General features: G+C 49.4%; 14 protein-coding genes. 4 read left to right on the plus strand and 10 right to left on the minus strand.

What is annotated here, in order from left to right; genetic code table 11:
* The first annotated feature begins 42 nt into the window (after positions 1–42).
* Positions 43–741, plus strand: coding sequence for a 7-cyano-7-deazaguanine synthase QueC (gene queC / locus BS639_RS04755; RefSeq protein ID WP_084982376.1), 699 nt, complete (start codon positions 43–45; stop codon positions 739–741).
* On the opposite strand, the gene BS639_RS04760 is transcribed toward queC, so the two are convergent.
* The 10 genes from BS639_RS04760 to bolA all read right to left on the minus strand — a co-directional run bounded on the left by BS639_RS04760 (position 733) and on the right by bolA (position 12,709).
* Complete coding sequence (locus BS639_RS04760) at positions 733–1,686, minus strand: hypothetical protein (RefSeq protein ID WP_084982377.1); 954 nt, start codon at positions 1,684–1,686, stop codon at positions 733–735. The two genes, queC and BS639_RS04760, sit on opposite strands and share 9 nt — an antisense overlap.
* A 205-nt stretch (positions 1,687–1,891) precedes the next feature.
* Entirely contained in the window at positions 1,892–2,284 is a 393-nt protein-coding gene (locus BS639_RS04765) for an acyl-CoA thioesterase (RefSeq protein WP_084982378.1), read from the minus strand.
* A gap of 104 nt (positions 2,285–2,388) precedes the next feature.
* Complete coding sequence (locus tag BS639_RS04770; protein WP_084982379.1) at positions 2,389–2,772, minus strand: ComEA family DNA-binding protein; 384 nt, start codon at positions 2,770–2,772, stop codon at positions 2,389–2,391.
* A gap of 150 nt (positions 2,773–2,922) precedes the next feature.
* Positions 2,923–4,803 (minus strand): peptidylprolyl isomerase, encoded by a 1,881-nt coding sequence (gene ppiD / locus BS639_RS04775; protein WP_084982380.1) that lies wholly within the window; start codon positions 4,801–4,803, stop codon positions 2,923–2,925.
* A 284-nt stretch (positions 4,804–5,087) separates the two neighbouring features.
* Positions 5,088–5,363, minus strand: a complete 276-nt coding sequence (gene hupB, locus BS639_RS04780) for a nucleoid-associated protein HU-beta (RefSeq protein WP_009638628.1) — start codon at positions 5,361–5,363, stop codon at positions 5,088–5,090.
* Positions 5,364–5,579: 216 nt separating this feature from the next.
* A complete protein-coding gene (gene lon, locus BS639_RS04785) occupies positions 5,580–7,934 on the minus strand; it encodes an endopeptidase La (protein ID WP_055776802.1) in 2,355 nt (784 codons plus the stop codon).
* A gap of 191 nt (positions 7,935–8,125) precedes the next feature.
* Positions 8,126–9,400, minus strand: a complete 1,275-nt coding sequence (gene clpX, locus BS639_RS04790; protein WP_055776798.1) for an ATP-dependent protease ATP-binding subunit ClpX — start codon at positions 9,398–9,400, stop codon at positions 8,126–8,128.
* A gap of 224 nt (positions 9,401–9,624) precedes the next feature.
* The gene (gene clpP, locus BS639_RS04795) at positions 9,625–10,254 is read right to left on the minus strand and encodes an ATP-dependent Clp endopeptidase proteolytic subunit ClpP (protein WP_055776795.1); all 630 of its coding nucleotides are present in this window, start codon (positions 10,252–10,254) and stop codon (positions 9,625–9,627) included.
* 430 nt (positions 10,255–10,684) lie between these two features.
* Entirely contained in the window at positions 10,685–11,989 is a 1,305-nt protein-coding gene (tig, locus tag BS639_RS04800; RefSeq protein WP_055776792.1) for a trigger factor, read from the minus strand.
* 405 nt (positions 11,990–12,394) lie between these two features.
* Positions 12,395–12,709, minus strand: coding sequence for a transcriptional regulator BolA (bolA, locus tag BS639_RS04805; protein WP_055776782.1), 315 nt, complete (start codon positions 12,707–12,709; stop codon positions 12,395–12,397).
* 313 nt (positions 12,710–13,022) lie between these two features.
* Between bolA and BS639_RS04810 the strand changes: the two genes are divergently transcribed.
* The 3 genes from BS639_RS04810 to cyoA all read left to right on the plus strand — a co-directional run bounded on the left by BS639_RS04810 (position 13,023) and on the right by cyoA (position 16,730).
* A complete protein-coding gene (locus tag BS639_RS04810; protein ID WP_055778172.1) occupies positions 13,023–13,601 on the plus strand; it encodes a lipoprotein in 579 nt (192 codons plus the stop codon).
* A 153-nt stretch (positions 13,602–13,754) separates the two neighbouring features.
* On the plus strand, positions 13,755–15,233 hold the full coding sequence (gene ampG, locus BS639_RS04815) for a muropeptide MFS transporter AmpG (protein WP_055776781.1): 1,479 nt from the start codon (positions 13,755–13,757) through the stop codon (positions 15,231–15,233).
* A gap of 543 nt (positions 15,234–15,776) precedes the next feature.
* Complete coding sequence (gene cyoA, locus BS639_RS04820; RefSeq protein ID WP_055776778.1) at positions 15,777–16,730, plus strand: cytochrome o ubiquinol oxidase subunit II; 954 nt, start codon at positions 15,777–15,779, stop codon at positions 16,728–16,730.
* Positions 16,731–16,732 lie beyond the last annotated feature (2 nt).

Raw genomic sequence — 16,732 nt, forward strand, 5'->3', positions numbered from 1 at the left:
TTCTTGCATGCATGCAGCCTTAACATAATAAAGGATTTAACGATGAAAAGAGCCGTGGTGGTTTTTAGTGGCGGACAGGACTCTACAACCTGCCTGGTGCAAGCGCTGACGCAGTATGACGAAGTACACTGCATCACCTTCGACTATGGCCAGCGTCACCGCGCCGAAATCGAGATCGCGCAAAAGCTTTCTGTCGAGCTTGGTGCAAAAGCACATAAGGTTCTCGACGTTGGCCTACTTAACGAATTGGCGGTCAGCAGCCTGACTCGCGATAACATCCCGGTGCCACAGTTTGGCGAAGGCGCAGAAAACGAATTACCGAGCACCTTTGTGCCAGGCCGCAATATCCTCTTTCTCACGCTGGCGGCGATTTATGCCTACCAAATTCAGGCAGAAGCGGTGATTACCGGCGTATGCGAGACGGACTTCTCTGGATATCCTGACTGTCGTGACGAATTTGTCAAAGCGCTCAATCATGCCGTATCTCTGGGTATCGCACGTGAAATCCGCTTTGAAACACCGCTAATGTGGCTAAACAAGGCGGAAACTTGGGCACTGGCCGATCATTACGGCAAGCTACCTATGGTGCGTAATCAAACGTTGACCTGCTACAACGGCATTGCCGGTGACGGCTGTGGTGAATGCGCCGCCTGCCACCTGCGAGCTAAAGGTTTGGCTGAATTTCAGCAGTTCCCGGAAGCAACAAAAGCCAGCCTGCGTGAAAAAACCGGCCTAATGTGATTGTTTAATTAATCTTATTGCGCTGATTCGCTCCTGACAGTCCTCTTCTGTACTGTGCGGATGCAGCGCTTTTATCAACGCATGGTAAAGGTTGTTTTCATCGCGCGGGCTTACGGCAATTTTTCTGATCCCTCCTCTAGGCCTAATGGCATCATAAACCAGCTTATTATTTTCTCTCTGTAACAAAAGCCACATTATTTTTTCTGGTGCGACCGTTGGCGGAAGTTGTGCAATTTCATGTCCGTTAGGTGCAAATATTGTTGAAAGTTGACCCTCTGTATCGTTGATGCAAAAGAAGCAGGTACTTTTTTTTGCGACGGCGGCTATTGTCTCGTTGTTGGGAATGGCCTGGATGTGAAGCTGGTGAAAAAGCGTAGTCTTCTTGCGCGACAGAAATCGCTCTCCTGCGGGTTTAAGCCCTTGAGTCGAAACGAGACGCCGCCAGTTCGCCAGATTTATTTTCATGTTGAGCGCAAACTTTGCTACCCCAATCCTTTGTCTTTCCTTACGCGTCATCTTACTCCACTTTTCAAGATGCACGATTTCTACTGGGACCAGCTCGTGGCGCGAGAGTCTTTGATGCCCAACCACCGTCAGCCCTTGAAGATTAATGTTCCTTATTAGCTTCTTAAAACTAATATTATGTTCAGAAGCAAAATTTTCGGTACCCTTTTTCTTTCTCTCCTCGTCACCCATTGATAGCCATTTCCTGAGATGATGATTCTTCAAGGGCATAAACTTCGTAGCTTGGCATTGATTAGAATTCGCCATTGGAGTCATCACGTTGCTTTCACGGTATGGCTGATTAGAGGAAGGGGCCGCGGCCAGCATACCCTGGCGGATGCTGGTTATATTACGCGCAAGAGCATTGACTGCTGCGGGTGTAAAAGATGAGCTTACTGAAGATAACTGAATGTTCGGAGCCCCGATTGTTTGAGGAAACATTGTTTTTCCCTAACTTACGTCGCACATAAAAAGAGGCTCTATGTTGCAGAGTTTGTAGGGTTGCAAATACAAAAAAACGCTTAAAAACCTCTGATTTCCCTGCCTAATTAACGGCCGCACGCTTTGAATACCGCACTAAGCGGCGTCATATTCAGCCGCTCTGAGTGATCGACTATCTCCTTAAAAGCGCATATTTTTATCCGCGTTATTCTTCAAGCTCACGGAGTTTGTCCCTTAATTCACCTTCCAGTGGCAACGCTTTTTGGGTGCGAAGATCAATACAGACAAAGGTCAGCGTTGCATCAACCACCGTTTCGCCGTTGCAGGTAATCACCTGTGTCAGCACGCCGCTTTTAGTACTGAGTTGCAAAAGCTGGCTGTTAATTTGCAGCTCATCGCCAAGTACCGCAGGTTTACGGTAGTTAATATTTATATTGACCAAAATGAAGGCAATTTTGTTTTGCGCCATCCATTTAAAGCCCTGCTTATTGTCCAGCCACTCCCAGCGCGCCGTTTCAAGAAATTCCAGATAACGCGCGTTGTTAACATGCTGATAAACATCAATGTGAAATCCACGAACTTTAATCATTGTTTGCATAGTGATAAACCTGCCGTTGAAGAAGCCAATTAACTGGTCGGACTTCTTCAGATTAGCAGAAGAACGCGGCGAGAAAAGTCTTCACCTCATCGCCGCGATCCGCATCACAATTTCAAACGGGACTGATTACGCTGAAATAAAGAAGGGCCGATGCCGGGCACTTCCTGCAGTTGTTCTATCTTGGTAAAAGGTCCCATATCGGTGCGGTATTCAACAATGGTCTGCCCTTTCTTAAGCCCCACGCCACTCAGTGCTTTTGAAAGATCTTCGGCAGTGGCATTGTTCAAACTGACCTTATCTTCCTCCGCCTTGCTCGCATCGGTATCTTTGACCGCCGATTTTGCTGCGCTTTTGCCGTTAACGGCAGATTCCTCGATGCTGCTCGAAACCGCGCCCTTAGCGGAATTCTCCTTCGCCGCCTGCGTGCTCAACGGCATAACCGCAAGTCCTAAAGCCAATGCCAGGGTAGTGATTGATAATTTGTGCATGCTGTAATCCTCCATGTTGTTTCAGCACGGACAGAGTGGCGCAGCGGGAAGGCAATAACAAATGGTAGAAATCAGAAATGGAAAAGGCCGCGAAAGCGGCCTTTGGTTGTTGCAGGTCATTGCAGTCAGGCTCCGTGAAGCCTCGCACTTTTACTGATTCTGTGCAGCACTGCCTAACTTGATTTTAGCCTGTTGGCGAAGGTTGCCCAGCAGCGCGTCAAAGGTATTATTTGACGAAGTCTGTTGCAGTTGTTGGTTAAACTGAGCGGCCTCTGCATCAGGCAGTTTGCCCTGAGTCACGGCGGTGAGCTTGATAAGCACGGTATTGCCCTGAGGGTCTCGTGAAATACCGTAGCTTGGCTTATCTGCCGTAGGCTGGGCTAGCGCATAAACGTTTTGCTCAAAGTCGGAAGGTTGAGCGGTACGCTGCACTTTCTGCACGTTGCCAAAACTCAAGCCAGCGGCTTTCAAGGCGTCGTCGCCTTTACCGGCATTCAGCGCAGTCAGCAGTTTCTCAGCATCAACGCGCGCCTGATCTTCTGCCTTCTGGCGTTTGACCATCTGCGTCAATTGGTCTTTCACATCGGCAAACGGCTTAATACCGGCCGCTTTGTGAGAGTCCACGCGAACCACAAATGCGCGATCGCCATCAACGGTGATAACGTCCGAGTTGTTGCCCGGTGCGCCGTCGTGACCAATCAAGGATCCGTCAAACAGTGACTGAACAACCGGCTTGAAATTGATAGCCGCTGGGATGCTCTGCTCAGTGAACCAGTCGGTATGCTGGGCTTTAGTGCCCGCAGCATGCTCTGCCGAGGCCAGGGATTCGTTGTCGTTGCTGGCAGCGTCGCTCACTTTCTGCTGAAGCGCGTAGTAAGCGTCGAGCGCTTTCTCTTGCTTAAGCTTGTCTACGATACTGTCGTGCACATCGGCCAGCGGCTTAACCTGCTCTGGCATAATGTCTTCAAGACGCAGAATAAAGTAGCCGCTGTCTGATTTGATAACGCCTGAGGTCTGGCCTTTGGTGTTCAGATTGGCACTTTTGAATTCTGGCAGCGTGGTTTCAGGTTCCATCCAACCCAAATCACCGCCCTTCTTGCCGCTGAGGGTATCAATAGACTTGGCTTTTGCCAGCTCTGCAAAATCAGCGCCGCCTTTTAACTGCGCGTCGATGGCTTTAGCATCAGCGTCGTCTTTGGCAACGATGACGCTGTAACGACGACGTTCAGGCTGACCAAACTCGCTTTTATGCTGGTCGTAGTAGGCAGAAACGTCGGCATCAGTCACCTGAGTTTTACCCTGCATCGCCGCTGCGTCCATTTCGATATAGCTGACTTTCAGCTGCTCAGGCGCCACAAAGCTGTTTTTATGCTGGTCATAGAAAGCTTGTAACTCGCTGTCGCTTACCTGCTGTTTGCCCGCAAGCGCTTCAGTGTTGAAGGTGGCGATATGAACATCACGCTCCTGCAGCACCAGCTGTGACATAGATTGGGTTTCTACTGGCAGCACGAAGTCTGAATCGCCATAGGCCTGAGCCAATTGCTGACTCACCAGTTGCTGTTTCATCAGTTGTGCGAAATTATCAGCGGTGTAGCCCATACCCTGAATAGTTTGCAGGTATTTGGCATTATCAAACTGATTGTTGGTCTGGAACTGAGGCGTGGCCAGAATGGCGTCTTTGATTTGCTGATCGCTCACTGTTACGCCCAATTTTTTGGAGTATTGGTCAAGCAGAGTCACATCGATCAGATTATTAAGAGACTGCTGACGCAGCTGCTGCATATAGCCGTCGCTGCCGGCCAGTGCGGCAAACTGATCGCCAAGCTGCTGTTGCAAGCGGCTGCGCTGATTACCAACGGCGTCGTCAAGCTGTGCACGGCTGATTTCCTGGCCGTTTACTTTCGCGGCGTAGTCACTCGACCCACCGATCAGGTAATTGCCTACACCGGTTAAAACAAAAGATAAAACGATCAGACCAAGAATAATTTTGAGCACGACGTGATTAGCTGCCGCGCGTAAGTTGTCCATCATAGTGAAGCAACACTCCGCTGTATTTGGGGTTTAAAACTTGGGCTGCGTGGGTTGTACCAACGATCCCTGTGACACCCATCTGGGTGCTGCACAATAAACTGCGTGTTTACACTGACACTTCGTTTCGAGCGGTGTTCAAAAGAATCACTGTTAACAGGCAATACCTTTAAGCAAAACCTTCTGCGGCCACGGACATAGGCATGCAAAAGTAAAAAAAGCGCATCTCTGCGATGCGCCTTATATAGTACCTTACCAACCCTGAGACGTCAGGTTATTGTTAGTAATTATCCGTTTACTGCATCTTTCAACGATTTACCTGCACGGAAGCCAGGAACTTTGGCAGCCGGAATACTGATTTCTTTACCGGTTTGCGGGTTACGGCCTGTGCGAGCTGAGCGCTCACGAACTGCAAAGGTACCGAATCCAACCAGTGCAACTTCTTCTCCCGCTTTCAGAGAATCAGTTACCGATGCAAGCACCGCGTCCAGCACACGTCCAGCGGCCGCTTTAGAAATATCCGCACCGGCTGCAATTTTGTCGATCAGTTGTGACTTATTCACGTTTTCATCCCCTCTTAAAATTCTATCGTCACGCCGAAATTTCCCTACGGACGTGACAGCGCAGCTGTTATATCAAGCTTGTCAGGGGTATGCAAGCTACCCAGAACCCGTTGCACCCTTCTGACAGGTTTACTAACTTAACGGCACAAAAAAAGGCTGGCAAGTGGGAATTCACCTGTCAGCCTTAGTTTTGCTTACACTTTATGCATTAGGTCACTATTTTGCAGCAACCGGCAGTGCGCCGAAGGCTGGATTTTGCAATGCAAAGTTCAGCACGTCGTCGATACGCTTAACCGGGTGGATCTCTAAATCAGCCAACACGTTGTCTGGGATCTCTTCCAGGTCACGCTTGTTATCATCAGGGATCAGTACCACTTTGATACCACCACGGTGTGCAGCCAGCAGTTTTTCCTTCAGACCGCCGATCGGCAGAACCAGACCACGCAGCGTTATCTCGCCGGTCATGGCCACGTCGGCGCGAACCGGGTTACCGGTCAAACAGGAAACCAGAGCGGTACACATTGCGATACCGGCGCTTGGGCCATCTTTCGGCGTCGCCCCTTCAGGTACGTGAACGTGAATATCACGTTTTTCGTAAAAATCAGGGTTGATACCCAGCTTTTCAGCGCGCGCACGTACCACGGTCAGCGCGGCCTGAATCGACTCCTGCATAACCTCACCCAGAGAACCGGTGTAGGTCAGCTTGCCTTTACCCGGCACGCAGGCGGTTTCGATAGTCAGCAGCTCGCCGCCCACTTCGGTCCACGCCAAGCCAGTAACCTGTCCTACGCGGTTTTCAGTGTCTGCACGGCCATAGTCAACCTTCTGCACGCCGAGATAGTCTTTGAGGTTATCGCCGTTAATGACAATGTGCTTGAGCGTTTTGTCCAACAGCAGCTGTTTAACCGCTTTACGGCACAGCTTGGAGATTTCACGTTCCAAACTACGCACACCGGCTTCGCGGGTGTAGAAGCGAATAATGCCGATAATGGCGCTGTCTTCAACGGTCAGTTCATTTTTCTTCAGCGCGTTGCGCTCGATTTGTTTCGGCAGCAGGTGCTGTTTGGCGATATTCAGTTTTTCGTCTTCGGTATAACCCGACAGGCGAATCACTTCCATGCGGTCAAGCAGCGGCGCCGGAATGTTCATCGAGTTAGACGTCGCCACGAACATCACGTCTGACAGGTCGTAATCAACTTCCAGATAGTGGTCGTTAAAGGCCACGTTCTGTTCTGGATCAAGCACTTCCAGAAGAGCCGACGCTGGATCACCACGCATGTCGGAAGACATTTTGTCGATCTCGTCGAGCAGGAACAGTGGGTTCTTCACGCCCACTTTAGCCATTTTCTGGATAAGTTTGCCTGGCATCGAACCGATATAGGTGCGACGGTGACCGCGAATTTCCGCTTCATCACGCACGCCACCCAGCGCCATACGCACATATTCACGACCGGTTGCACGGGCAATTGACTGCCCCAGCGAGGTTTTACCCACGCCTGGAGGCCCAACCAGACACAGGATTGGCCCTTTAATTTTGCTGACACGCGTCTGCACGGCGAGGTACTCAAGGATACGGTCTTTCACACGCTCAAGACCAAAGTGATCGGTATCCAGTACCTCCTGCGCCTTACGCAGGTCTTTTTTAACTTTGCTGCGAGCGTTCCATGGCACCTGAAGCATCCAGTCGATATAACCCCGGACTACGGTGGCCTCGGCGGACATTGGTGACATCATTTTCAGCTTTTGCAGCTCGGCTTCGGTTTTTTCACGCGCATCTTTCGGCATTTTGGCCGCTTCGATTTTGCGTTTCAGCGCTTCGTGTTCGTCAGGCGCGTCATCCATCTCGCCCAGTTCTTTCTGAATAGCTTTCATTTGCTCGTTCAGATAGTACTCGCGCTGGCTTTTTTCCATCTGTTTTTTGACGCGATTACGAATGCGTTTTTCAACCTGCAGCAGGTCAATTTCCGATTCCATCATCGCCATCAGGTACTCAAGACGTTCAGTAATGTCGAACATCTCCAGCACTGACTGTTTGTCGGCAAGCTTTAACGGCATGTGCGCGGCGATGGTGTCCGCCAGGCGCGCAGCGTCTTCGATGCTGTTGAGTGATGTCAGAACTTCAGGCGGAATTTTTTTATTCAGCTTGATGTAACCTTCAAACTGATTAATGGCCGTGCGAACCAGCACTTCCTGCTCGCGCTCGTCTACCGCTGGCGATTCCAGGTATTCGGCATGGGCAGCAAAATGCTCACCGCTGTCGGATAACGTGGTAATACGCGCACGCTGTAGGCCTTCGACCAGAACTTTTACCGTTCCATCAGGAAGTTTAAGCATCTGTAAAATAGAGGCTACGGTTCCCACTGAGAACAAATCGTTGATACCAGGTTCATCCGTCGACGCCTCTTTCTGCGCAACGAGCATGATTTTTTTATCATTATCCATTGCTGCTTCGAGACAGCGAATTGATTTCTCCCGGCCAACGAACAGCGGGATAACCATATGCGGATAAACCACCACATCGCGCAGAGGCAATACGGGGATTTCTATGCGTTCGGAACGCTCAGGGTTCATAGAGCTCTCTCTTAGTTTAGCTTCCGCCAGGTTAAGGAAATCTCGTGAAACACGAGTCAGCGGGTTTCAGCAAGTCGTTAACTGAGTATATGGGGATGAATGTCTGACATTCAACGACAAGAATGCGAGGAAAAAAAAATGGGGGAACAAATCCCCCATTTCTCATCTAAACCGCTGGTTAAATTGGCTAATTATTCGCCAGAAGCCTGTTGGGCCTCAGGTTTGCCATAAATCATCAGCGGTTCGGATTGCCCGGCAATCACGGACTCGTCAACAACGACTTTGTCCACACTGTCCAGAGATGGCAGATCGTACATCGTATCCAGCAAAGCAGCTTCAACAATAGAACGCAAACCACGAGCACCCGTTTTACGGTCCATCGCTTTCTTCGCGATAGCAATCAATGCCTCATCGCGGAATTCAAGCTCAACGCCTTCCAGGTTGAACAATGCCTGATATTGCTTGGTCAGCGCATTTTTAGGCTCTTTGAGAATTTGAATCAACGCCTCTTCACTCAGTTCGCTCAGCGTTGCCACAACGGGCAGACGACCAATGAACTCAGGGATAAGACCAAACTTGATCAAATCTTCAGGTTCTGCCTGAGCCAGCAACTGACCTTCGGTTGCTTTCTCTGACTTGCCTTTCACTTCTGCACCAAAGCCGATACCGGTACTGGTATTCAGACGCTGCGAAATCACTTTATCCAAGCCGGCAAATGCGCCGCCGCAGATAAACAGAATTTTTGAGGTATCAACCTGCAAAAACTCTTGCTGAGGATGCTTACGTCCGCCCTGTGGAGGAACCGCAGCCACAGTACCTTCAATCAGTTTCAACAGCGCCTGCTGCACGCCTTCGCCCGATACGTCACGGGTGATAGACGGATTGTCAGACTTACGAGAAATCTTGTCGATCTCATCGATATAGACAATGCCGCGCTGCGCTTTTTGTACGTCGTAATCACATTTTTGCAGCAGTTTCTGAATAATGTTTTCAACATCTTCACCCACGTAACCGGCCTCAGTCAGCGTGGTAGCATCTGCCATAGTGAAAGGGACATCAAGGAAACGCGCCAGCGTTTCTGCCAACAGCGTTTTACCGCTACCGGTTGGACCAATCAGCAAAATGTTGCTCTTGCCAAGTTCGATACCGTTGCTGGTATCGCCATTACGCAAGCGCTTGTAGTGGTTATAAACCGCAACTGCCAGAACTTTTTTCGCAGGTTCCTGACCGATAACATAGTCATCGAGGTGTTCACGGATTTCGTGCGGTGTTGGCAGCGCGCTGCGTTCGCGATGCGGTGCGACCTCTTTAATCTCTTCGCGAATAATGTCATTGCATAGATCGACACATTCATCGCAGATATACACTGACGGCCCGGCAATCAGCTTACGCACTTCATGCTGGCTTTTGCCGCAAAAAGAGCAGTACAGCAGCTTTCCTGAACCGTCTTTGCGCTTATCTGTCATCAGTAAACCTCTTCTTTAATATCTGTCCCGCGGACAACACACGGCGGCACGACCATTTAACTCAACAGACAGGTCAATCACTGACGCAGCTTAAGTCTATTGAACAATTCACTCATATCGGATGCCTTAGGGTAAAGCATCGTGCGGCGACTTTCACGCCGCCACACTCAAAAACATGCGTATGAGTTTAACTATAGACCATCGCGTCAGCAGAAAAACGCCAATTAGAGTTCGCCGCGATGGGTCATAATCTTATCAACCAAACCATACTCTACAGCTTCGGCGGCTGACAGGAAACGATCTCGCTCAGTGTCACGCTCTATTTCTTCAAGAGATTTGCCCGTATGTTGCGCCATTAGCGTATTCATACGGTGCTTAACCTTCAGGATCTCTTTGGCGTGGATATCGATATCCGTCGCCTGGCCCTGGAAACCGCCCAGCGGTTGGTGAATCATCACGCGAGAGTTAGGCAACACATACCGTTTGCCCTTGGCACCGGCGGTCAGTAGGAAGGAGCCCATTGAACAGGCCTGGCCCATACAAATAGTGCTGACGTCCGGCTTGATGAATTGCATGGTGTCATAAATTGACATCCCCGAGGTGATCACGCCGCCCGGTGAGTTGATATAGAGGTAAATATCTTTCTCCGGGTTTTCGGCTTCCAGAAACAGCATCTGGGCCACAATCAGGTTAGCCATATGGTCTTCAACCTGTCCGGTCAGGAAGATAATACGTTCCTTTAACAGACGAGAAAAAATATCGTAAGAGCGTTCACCACGTGAAGTCTGCTCTACAACCATCGGTACCAGAGCCATGTTTGGCGCAAATTGTTCTCTTTCACCACTGTATGACATAACCGTCTCCTAATAGAATTCTCTTTAGCGCGAGTTGAAACCGATTCTACTTGAGATAAGCGATGATGACTATGCTCAAGCGGCCAAGTCGCCACATACACGGCTGACGGTGGTTATCAGTCAGAAGCTAACAGCAAAGTTGCCCTTGTAGCACTAGACAATTGGGGAGGAGAGGCAAAATTTCAAGCCTTGCATAAAATTCTTTTCTTCCCCGGATCCATTGAGCAAGCAAATAGCTCAATTAATGTACTTGTCGCCATTTTTTCGGTTATCACTCTGATAAATATAGTGCAATGTCTAATAAATATAGAGTACCGGCATCCGAAAAAACCAGCTAACAGCCAAAAAAGACAAAAAAGACAAAATAAAAAGCCCGTAGCGCAAACTACGGGCTTAGACTTCTGAATAAAACTCCCCTGCGGCGTAAATCTTATGCTGGGGTGTTTTGGTTCATCAGCTCGGTAAAGGTCGTGGCTTTCTCAGTCACTTTCGCTTTTGACAGCAGGGTCTCGACGGCTTGTTCTTCCAACGCGACGTTACGCATGTTGTTCATCAGCTCTTTATTTTTGCTGTAGAATTCAACAACTTCTGATGGATCTTCGTAAGCGGAAGCCATTTCTTCGATCAGCGCTTTAACGCGATCTTCGTCAGCTTTCAGTTCGTGCTGGCTGATAACTTCACCCAACAGCAGGCCGACAACAACGCGTTGCTTAGCTTGCTCTTCGAACAGCTCGCGTGGCAGTTCCAGGGCTTGTTTCTCGTTGCCACCGAAACGCTGTGCAGCCTGACGACGCAGAACGTCAACTTCGCTGTCGATCAGTGCTGACGGAACGTCGATTTCGTTAGCCTTGACCAGACCTTCGATTGCCTGAGACTTAATGCGATTACGCACCGCGCCTTTCAGCTCACGGTCCATATTTTTACGCACTTCGGCACGCAGACCTTCAACAGAACCATCAGCAACGCCGAAACGTTTGATGAACTCTTCAGTCAGTTCTGGCAGTTCGCGCTCTTCAACTTTCTTGAGCACGATAGCGAACTTGGCTTCTTTCCCTTTCAGGTTTTCAGCGTGGTAGTCTTCTGGGAAGTTCACGTCGATAGTGAATTCTTCACCGGCTTTATGACCGACCAGACCTTCTTCGAAGCCTGGGATCATGCGGCCCTGGCCCATAGCCAGTACGAAATCAGACGCTTTGCCGCCTTCAAACTCTTCGCCGTCGATAGAACCAGAGAAATCAACGGTGACGCGGTCTTCAGCTTTAACGGCTGCTTCAGATTCTTTCCAGTCAGCCTGCTGCTTGCGCAGGGTTTCCAGCATAGTGTCAACGTCAGCTTCGTTAACTTCAACAACCGGTTTTTCTACTTCGATGCTTTCCAGATCTTTCAGTTCAACTTCTGGATAAACTTCGAACTCAACGGTGAAGTTGAAATCTTCGCCCACTTTGTAGTCGCCTGGAACATAGTTAGGCGCGCCAGCTGGATTGATTTTTTCTTTGATGATTGCGTCAACAAAGCTGCGCTGCATCACGTCGCCCAGTACGTCTTGACGGACGCTGGCGCCGTAACGCTGTTCAACGATGTTTTTTGGAACGTGGCCCTTGCGGAAGCCGTCGATACGAACATTTTTAGCCGCTTTGGCCAGTTCGCTGGTCACTGCTTTTTCAATGCTGTCAGCAGGAACAGTAATAGCGATACGGCGACCAAGGCCTTGAGTGGTTTCAACAGAAACTTGCATCTTGTTACCTCAAAAAAATCACAGTGCTCGGTCAATCCCGAACCGGGACGCATCAAGCAGAACCCAAGCTCAGTGTTCGAGAAAGTCCCGAAACCATTCCGGAAAAATAAGACGCGACATTATAGCGGCGCAACAGCAGCGAGTCGAGGACGGTTATCTCAAAGCCTGATTCTTCATGGCTCGTCCGTGATGGCGCTCGCTTACTTGCGAGTTCAATCCCTCGAAATACATCATGTTGCAGAACCTAAACTACCTTGCCGTTAGCCTTTATGTAGACATAACAAAAAACGGCCCGCAGGCCGTTTCGAAATTCACCTCTACTAATACAGCAACTTGGGGGCAAAGTTCCAGAGATACTGTCGATTAATAGATATTTAGTCCTTATTTTGCTTAAAAAAAGCCGTTTCAGGCAAGCGTTCCTGCACCACGACAGGGTGGAGAAGCGGGAACGGTGTCCTGTAACCCCTCCCACTCTTTCAGCGTGTAGGTGTGCAGCGCCAGTGCGTGAACGCTGCCGGCCAGCTCCTCAGACAACACAGAATAAATTGCGCGGTGGCGGGATAAAAAGCGCTCACCCAGGAATTTATCGCTGACCATCACGACCTTAAAGTGGCTCTCTGAACCAGCAGGCACGTTGTGACGATAACTTTCGTCCGTTACGTCCAGATGCGTTGGTTCAAACGCTGCAGCTAACTTTGCTTCTATTTGCTCGCGAATCATAGCCATCTCCTTAAAAACACATCTTGCAGAGAACTCCGCCAAACTATTTCGCCGTCTTAGATCAATAATAGGCTGTTTTCCGCTTTATTCTTACTTTCAATGAGAAAATATTGCTTATGTGAACAAATAGCCGTTTGGAATGCAAACGAGAAGGTTCTTTAACTATTTTTTCGCACAAAGGCGATAAATTCCCAACTTTCGAGGTCCAATCTCATGGCACGCTAAACATCGGCAATGCTATGATGCTGCCAATTCTACAATGAAAACACGCCAACTCCTGACTTTGAAAAGATGGAAAATTGAGAAAATGACCATGTTGAAGAAAATTCTTTTCCCTGTACTGGCATTATTTATGCTTGCAGGTTGTGCTACCAGCAGCAACACATTAAATATTTCACCGAAAATTGCTCTGCCGACTCAGGATCCTACCCTGATGGGCGTAACAATCAGCATTAACGGTGCCGATATGCGTCAAGACAAAGCACTCGCTAAAGTTAACCGCGATGGACAGCTGGTTTCTCTGACTCCTTCCCGTGATATGCGCTTCCTGCTGCAAGAGTCACTTGAAAAACAAATGACCGCTCGCGGCTACATGATTGGGCCGTCCGGTGCAGTTGACCTGCAAATCGTTGTCAATCGACTGTATGCCGACGTCCAGGAAGGCAACCTGCGTTACAACATCACCACTAAAGCCGACATCTCAATTATCGCTACGGCGAAAAACGGTAACAAACAGGTTAAAAATTACAACACCAGCTACAACGTTCAGGGCGCGTTCACGGCGACCGATGCGAAAATCACTAACGTGATTAACACCGCGCTGGGTGATGTCATTTCAGACATGGCACAGGACACCAGCGTGAGCGACTTTATTAAAGCCAACTCACACTAGTCTTTGCCTCTTCTGCCCGGTGATTCCGGGCAGAAACCTTTGATTATCCTCTCCGTTTACACGCCACCCGCCAATCCTTCCTTTATTATCCGCGTTTATCCTTTATCATGCCTTTGCGCCCCCTATTCAATGGCCTGCTGGAACACGGATGCTATGCTGAAACAGTACTTCAAAATCTTCACCCAACGTAATACCGCGATCCTGCTCCTGCTGGGTTTTGCATCCGGCTTACCTCTCGCCCTGACGTCCGGCACGCTGCAGGCCTGGATGACGGTCGAAAATCTCGATCTCAAAACCATCGGCATTTTCTCGCTGGTCGGCCAGGCCTACGTGTTCAAATTTTTGTGGTCACCGATGATGGACCGGTATACGCCGTCATTTTTGGGACGCCGCCGTGGCTGGTTGATAGTGACGCAGCTGCTGTTGGTGGTTTCCATTTTCGGCATGGGCTATATGAACCCGGCCAACGATCTGTTCTGGCTGGCCGCGCTGGCGGTGCTCATTGCCTTTGCCTCCGCCTCGCAGGACATTGTATTTGACGCCTATAAAACCGACCTCTTAAGCGCCGAAGAACGCGGCAACGGTGCGGCGGTGTCGGTGCTGGGATACCGGCTGGCCATGTTGGTCTCTGGCGGGCTGGCATTGTGGCTGGCCGATCGTTATCTCGGCTGGCAGCATACCTACTGGCTGATGGCGGCGCTGATGCTCATCGGCGTGGTGGCCACTCTGTTTGCCCCTGAGCCAGAGGTAAATCAGCCGGCGCCTACCAGCATTGAAATGGCAGTGGTTGCGCCCCTTAAAGACTTTTTTGGCCGCAATAATGCCTGGCTTATTCTTCTATTGATCGTCATGTACAAACTCGGTGACGCCTTCGCCGGGAGCCTGAGCACCACTTTCCTTATTAGGGGGGTGGGATTTGACGCGGGCGAAGTTGGGCTGGTTAACAAAACGCTCGGACTGCTGGCGACTATTTTCGGCGCACTGCTCGGTGGCGTGCTGATGCAGCGCCTCAGCTTGTTCAAGGCGCTAATGCTATTTGGCATTTTACAGGGCGTGTCGAACGCCGGTTACTGGATACTGGCCATCACGGATAAGCATCTCTATTCGATGGGCACGGCCATCTTCTTCGAAAACCTCTGTGGCGGTATGGGCACGGCGGCCTTCGTCGCGCTGTTGATGGCACTGTGCAACAAATCCTTTTCCGCTACCCAGTTTGCTCTGCTTTCTGCGCTTTCGGCGGTCGGGCGAGTTTACGTGGGGCCGATTGCCGGTTGGTTTGTCGAGGCAAACGGCTGGCCCCTGTTCTACCTGTTTTCCATTGTTGCCTCTGTTCCAGGCCTGATATTGCTGGCACTGTGCCGCCAAACCCTTGAACACACTCAGCATTCCGATTCGTTTCTACCGCGGATTCATTTTGCTTCCGCCTATCGCTGGGCGCTGCGTATGCTGCTGGTTGGCAGCGTGTTACTGGCCGTGTGGGTTATTCTCCTTATTACCGACGGATTAAACTGGACTGATTTGTCGCAGGTGGCCGCCAAAATCGTACAGCTTGGCGCACTGCTTTGTCTGGTGGGTATCGCGCTGGGCAGCCTGCTGGATTTCCTCGCTCTGCGCCGCCATCAGCGGGTTTAGCGAAACACTGGCAAGAGTGTAAAACTGGTCTACACTGCTCATATCGACCGCCTTTACAGCGTCATATCTTCTCTTCCCTAGGTGCACATTTGTTGTGTATCCTGGGGATTCAATGTTGTTATTTCGTTAATATCTTGATTTACTCTTAACGCCATCAAAAAAAGCCTTCACACCAATTAAAAATTATTTCCCGCTTACAACTTGTTTCAGACATCTTTTTTTATCAGCGATTTTTTAATTTTAATTTCACGCAATTTCAACATTCTGTTTACATAATTTATACCTATCGTGATCATTAAAAAAAGGCACTAAATATCCATACTGTTGCTACGTCTTGTTTTTCCTCCACATAGTGAAGGAAAAGAGCGCAAGGTACTGTTGCCACAAGGAAATTGTCACTTCCCGTAACATGTGTGACCACGTTAACATAAAGTGTGGGACGTGCATTTACACTGCTTTAAGCGTGTTTACAGTACCGTAACCTTCCCGTAAAATGCCCGCACACATGAAGCGACAATAGAGCCCTGTTATTGAGGTCGTTAGATGAGACTTAAGAAATACAATAAAAGTATTGGGATGTTGTCTATATTTGCATCCACTGTAATGTTAAGTGGTTGCAATACGGCACTGATGGATCCCAAGGGAGCAATTGGACTGGAGCAAAGAACGCTGATTTTAACAGCGATCGGATTAATGCTGATCGTCGTTATACCAGTAATCATTATGGCTTTTGCATTTGCATGGAAGTATCGCGCTTCTAATACAGACGCTAAGTACAGTCCTAATTGGTCACACTCCAACAAAGTAGAAGCTGTGGTATGGACCATCCCCGTTATCATCATTGCCATTTTGGCAACGATAACGTGGAAAACCACCCATGAGCTTGACCCCTATAAACCTATCGTGACTAACGAAAAGCCGATGGTCGTTGAGGTAGTTTCTCTCGATTGGAAATGGCTGTTTATTTATCCAGAGCAGGGTATCGCGACGGTAAATGAGTTGGTTATCCCTAAAGATGTGCCCGTTCAGTTCAAATTGACGTCCGATTCTGTCATGAACTCCTTCTTTATCCCGCAGTTAGGGGGGCAGATTTACGCGATGCCTGGAATGCAGACTCAGTTGCACTTGATTGCAAACGAAGCCGGCACCTATAAAGGCATTTCAGCAAACTACAGTGGTCGCGGCTTCTCAGGTATGAAGTTCAACGCTATTGCTACCCCTACCCGTGCAGATTTTGATACGTGGGTTGCTAAAGTTAAGCAAGCGCCGAATCAGCTTGCAGCAATGACTGATTTCAAGAAGCTGGCAGCGGACAGTATCGACAACCCAGTCGAATACTTCTCTACCGTTCAGCCGGACCTGTTCAAATCAATCATTGGTCAATATTCGCATGATATGAATATGCCAGCTGGGCACACAATGCCTATGCCAGCAGGTACAGACATGAAAGGCATGGATATGGGTGATAAGTCTCACACTGCCGGAGCCGGGGAATAAAC

The sequence above is a fragment of the Rouxiella silvae genome, assembly GCF_002093625.1.
GTDB classification, from domain to species: Bacteria; Pseudomonadota; Gammaproteobacteria; order Enterobacterales; family Enterobacteriaceae; genus Rouxiella; species Rouxiella silvae.

Excerpts from the sequence above, each read along its gene's own strand:
- queC (WP_084982376.1), top strand. The coding sequence starts at position 43 with ATGAAAAGAGCCGTGGTGGTTTTTAGTGGCGGACAGGACTCTACAACC.
- BS639_RS04760 (WP_084982377.1), bottom strand. The coding sequence starts at position 1,686 with ATGTTTCCTCAAACAATCGGGGCTCCGAACATTCAGTTATCTTCAGTA.
- BS639_RS04765 (WP_084982378.1), bottom strand. The coding sequence starts at position 2,284 with ATGCAAACAATGATTAAAGTTCGTGGATTTCACATTGATGTTTATCAG.
- BS639_RS04770 (WP_084982379.1), bottom strand. The coding sequence starts at position 2,772 with ATGCACAAATTATCAATCACTACCCTGGCATTGGCTTTAGGACTTGCG.
- ppiD (WP_084982380.1), bottom strand. The coding sequence starts at position 4,803 with ATGATGGACAACTTACGCGCGGCAGCTAATCACGTCGTGCTCAAAATT.
- lon (WP_055776802.1), bottom strand. The coding sequence starts at position 7,934 with ATGAACCCTGAGCGTTCCGAACGCATAGAAATCCCCGTATTGCCTCTG.
- clpX (WP_055776798.1), bottom strand. The coding sequence starts at position 9,400 with ATGACAGATAAGCGCAAAGACGGTTCAGGAAAGCTGCTGTACTGCTCT.
- clpP (WP_055776795.1), bottom strand. The coding sequence starts at position 10,254 with ATGTCATACAGTGGTGAAAGAGAACAATTTGCGCCAAACATGGCTCTG.
- tig (WP_055776792.1), bottom strand. The coding sequence starts at position 11,989 with ATGCAAGTTTCTGTTGAAACCACTCAAGGCCTTGGTCGCCGTATCGCT.
- bolA (WP_055776782.1), bottom strand. The coding sequence starts at position 12,709 with ATGATTCGCGAGCAAATAGAAGCAAAGTTAGCTGCAGCGTTTGAACCA.
- BS639_RS04810 (WP_055778172.1), top strand. The coding sequence starts at position 13,023 with ATGTTGAAGAAAATTCTTTTCCCTGTACTGGCATTATTTATGCTTGCA.
- ampG (WP_055776781.1), top strand. The coding sequence starts at position 13,755 with ATGCTGAAACAGTACTTCAAAATCTTCACCCAACGTAATACCGCGATC.
- cyoA (WP_055776778.1), top strand. The coding sequence starts at position 15,777 with ATGAGACTTAAGAAATACAATAAAAGTATTGGGATGTTGTCTATATTT.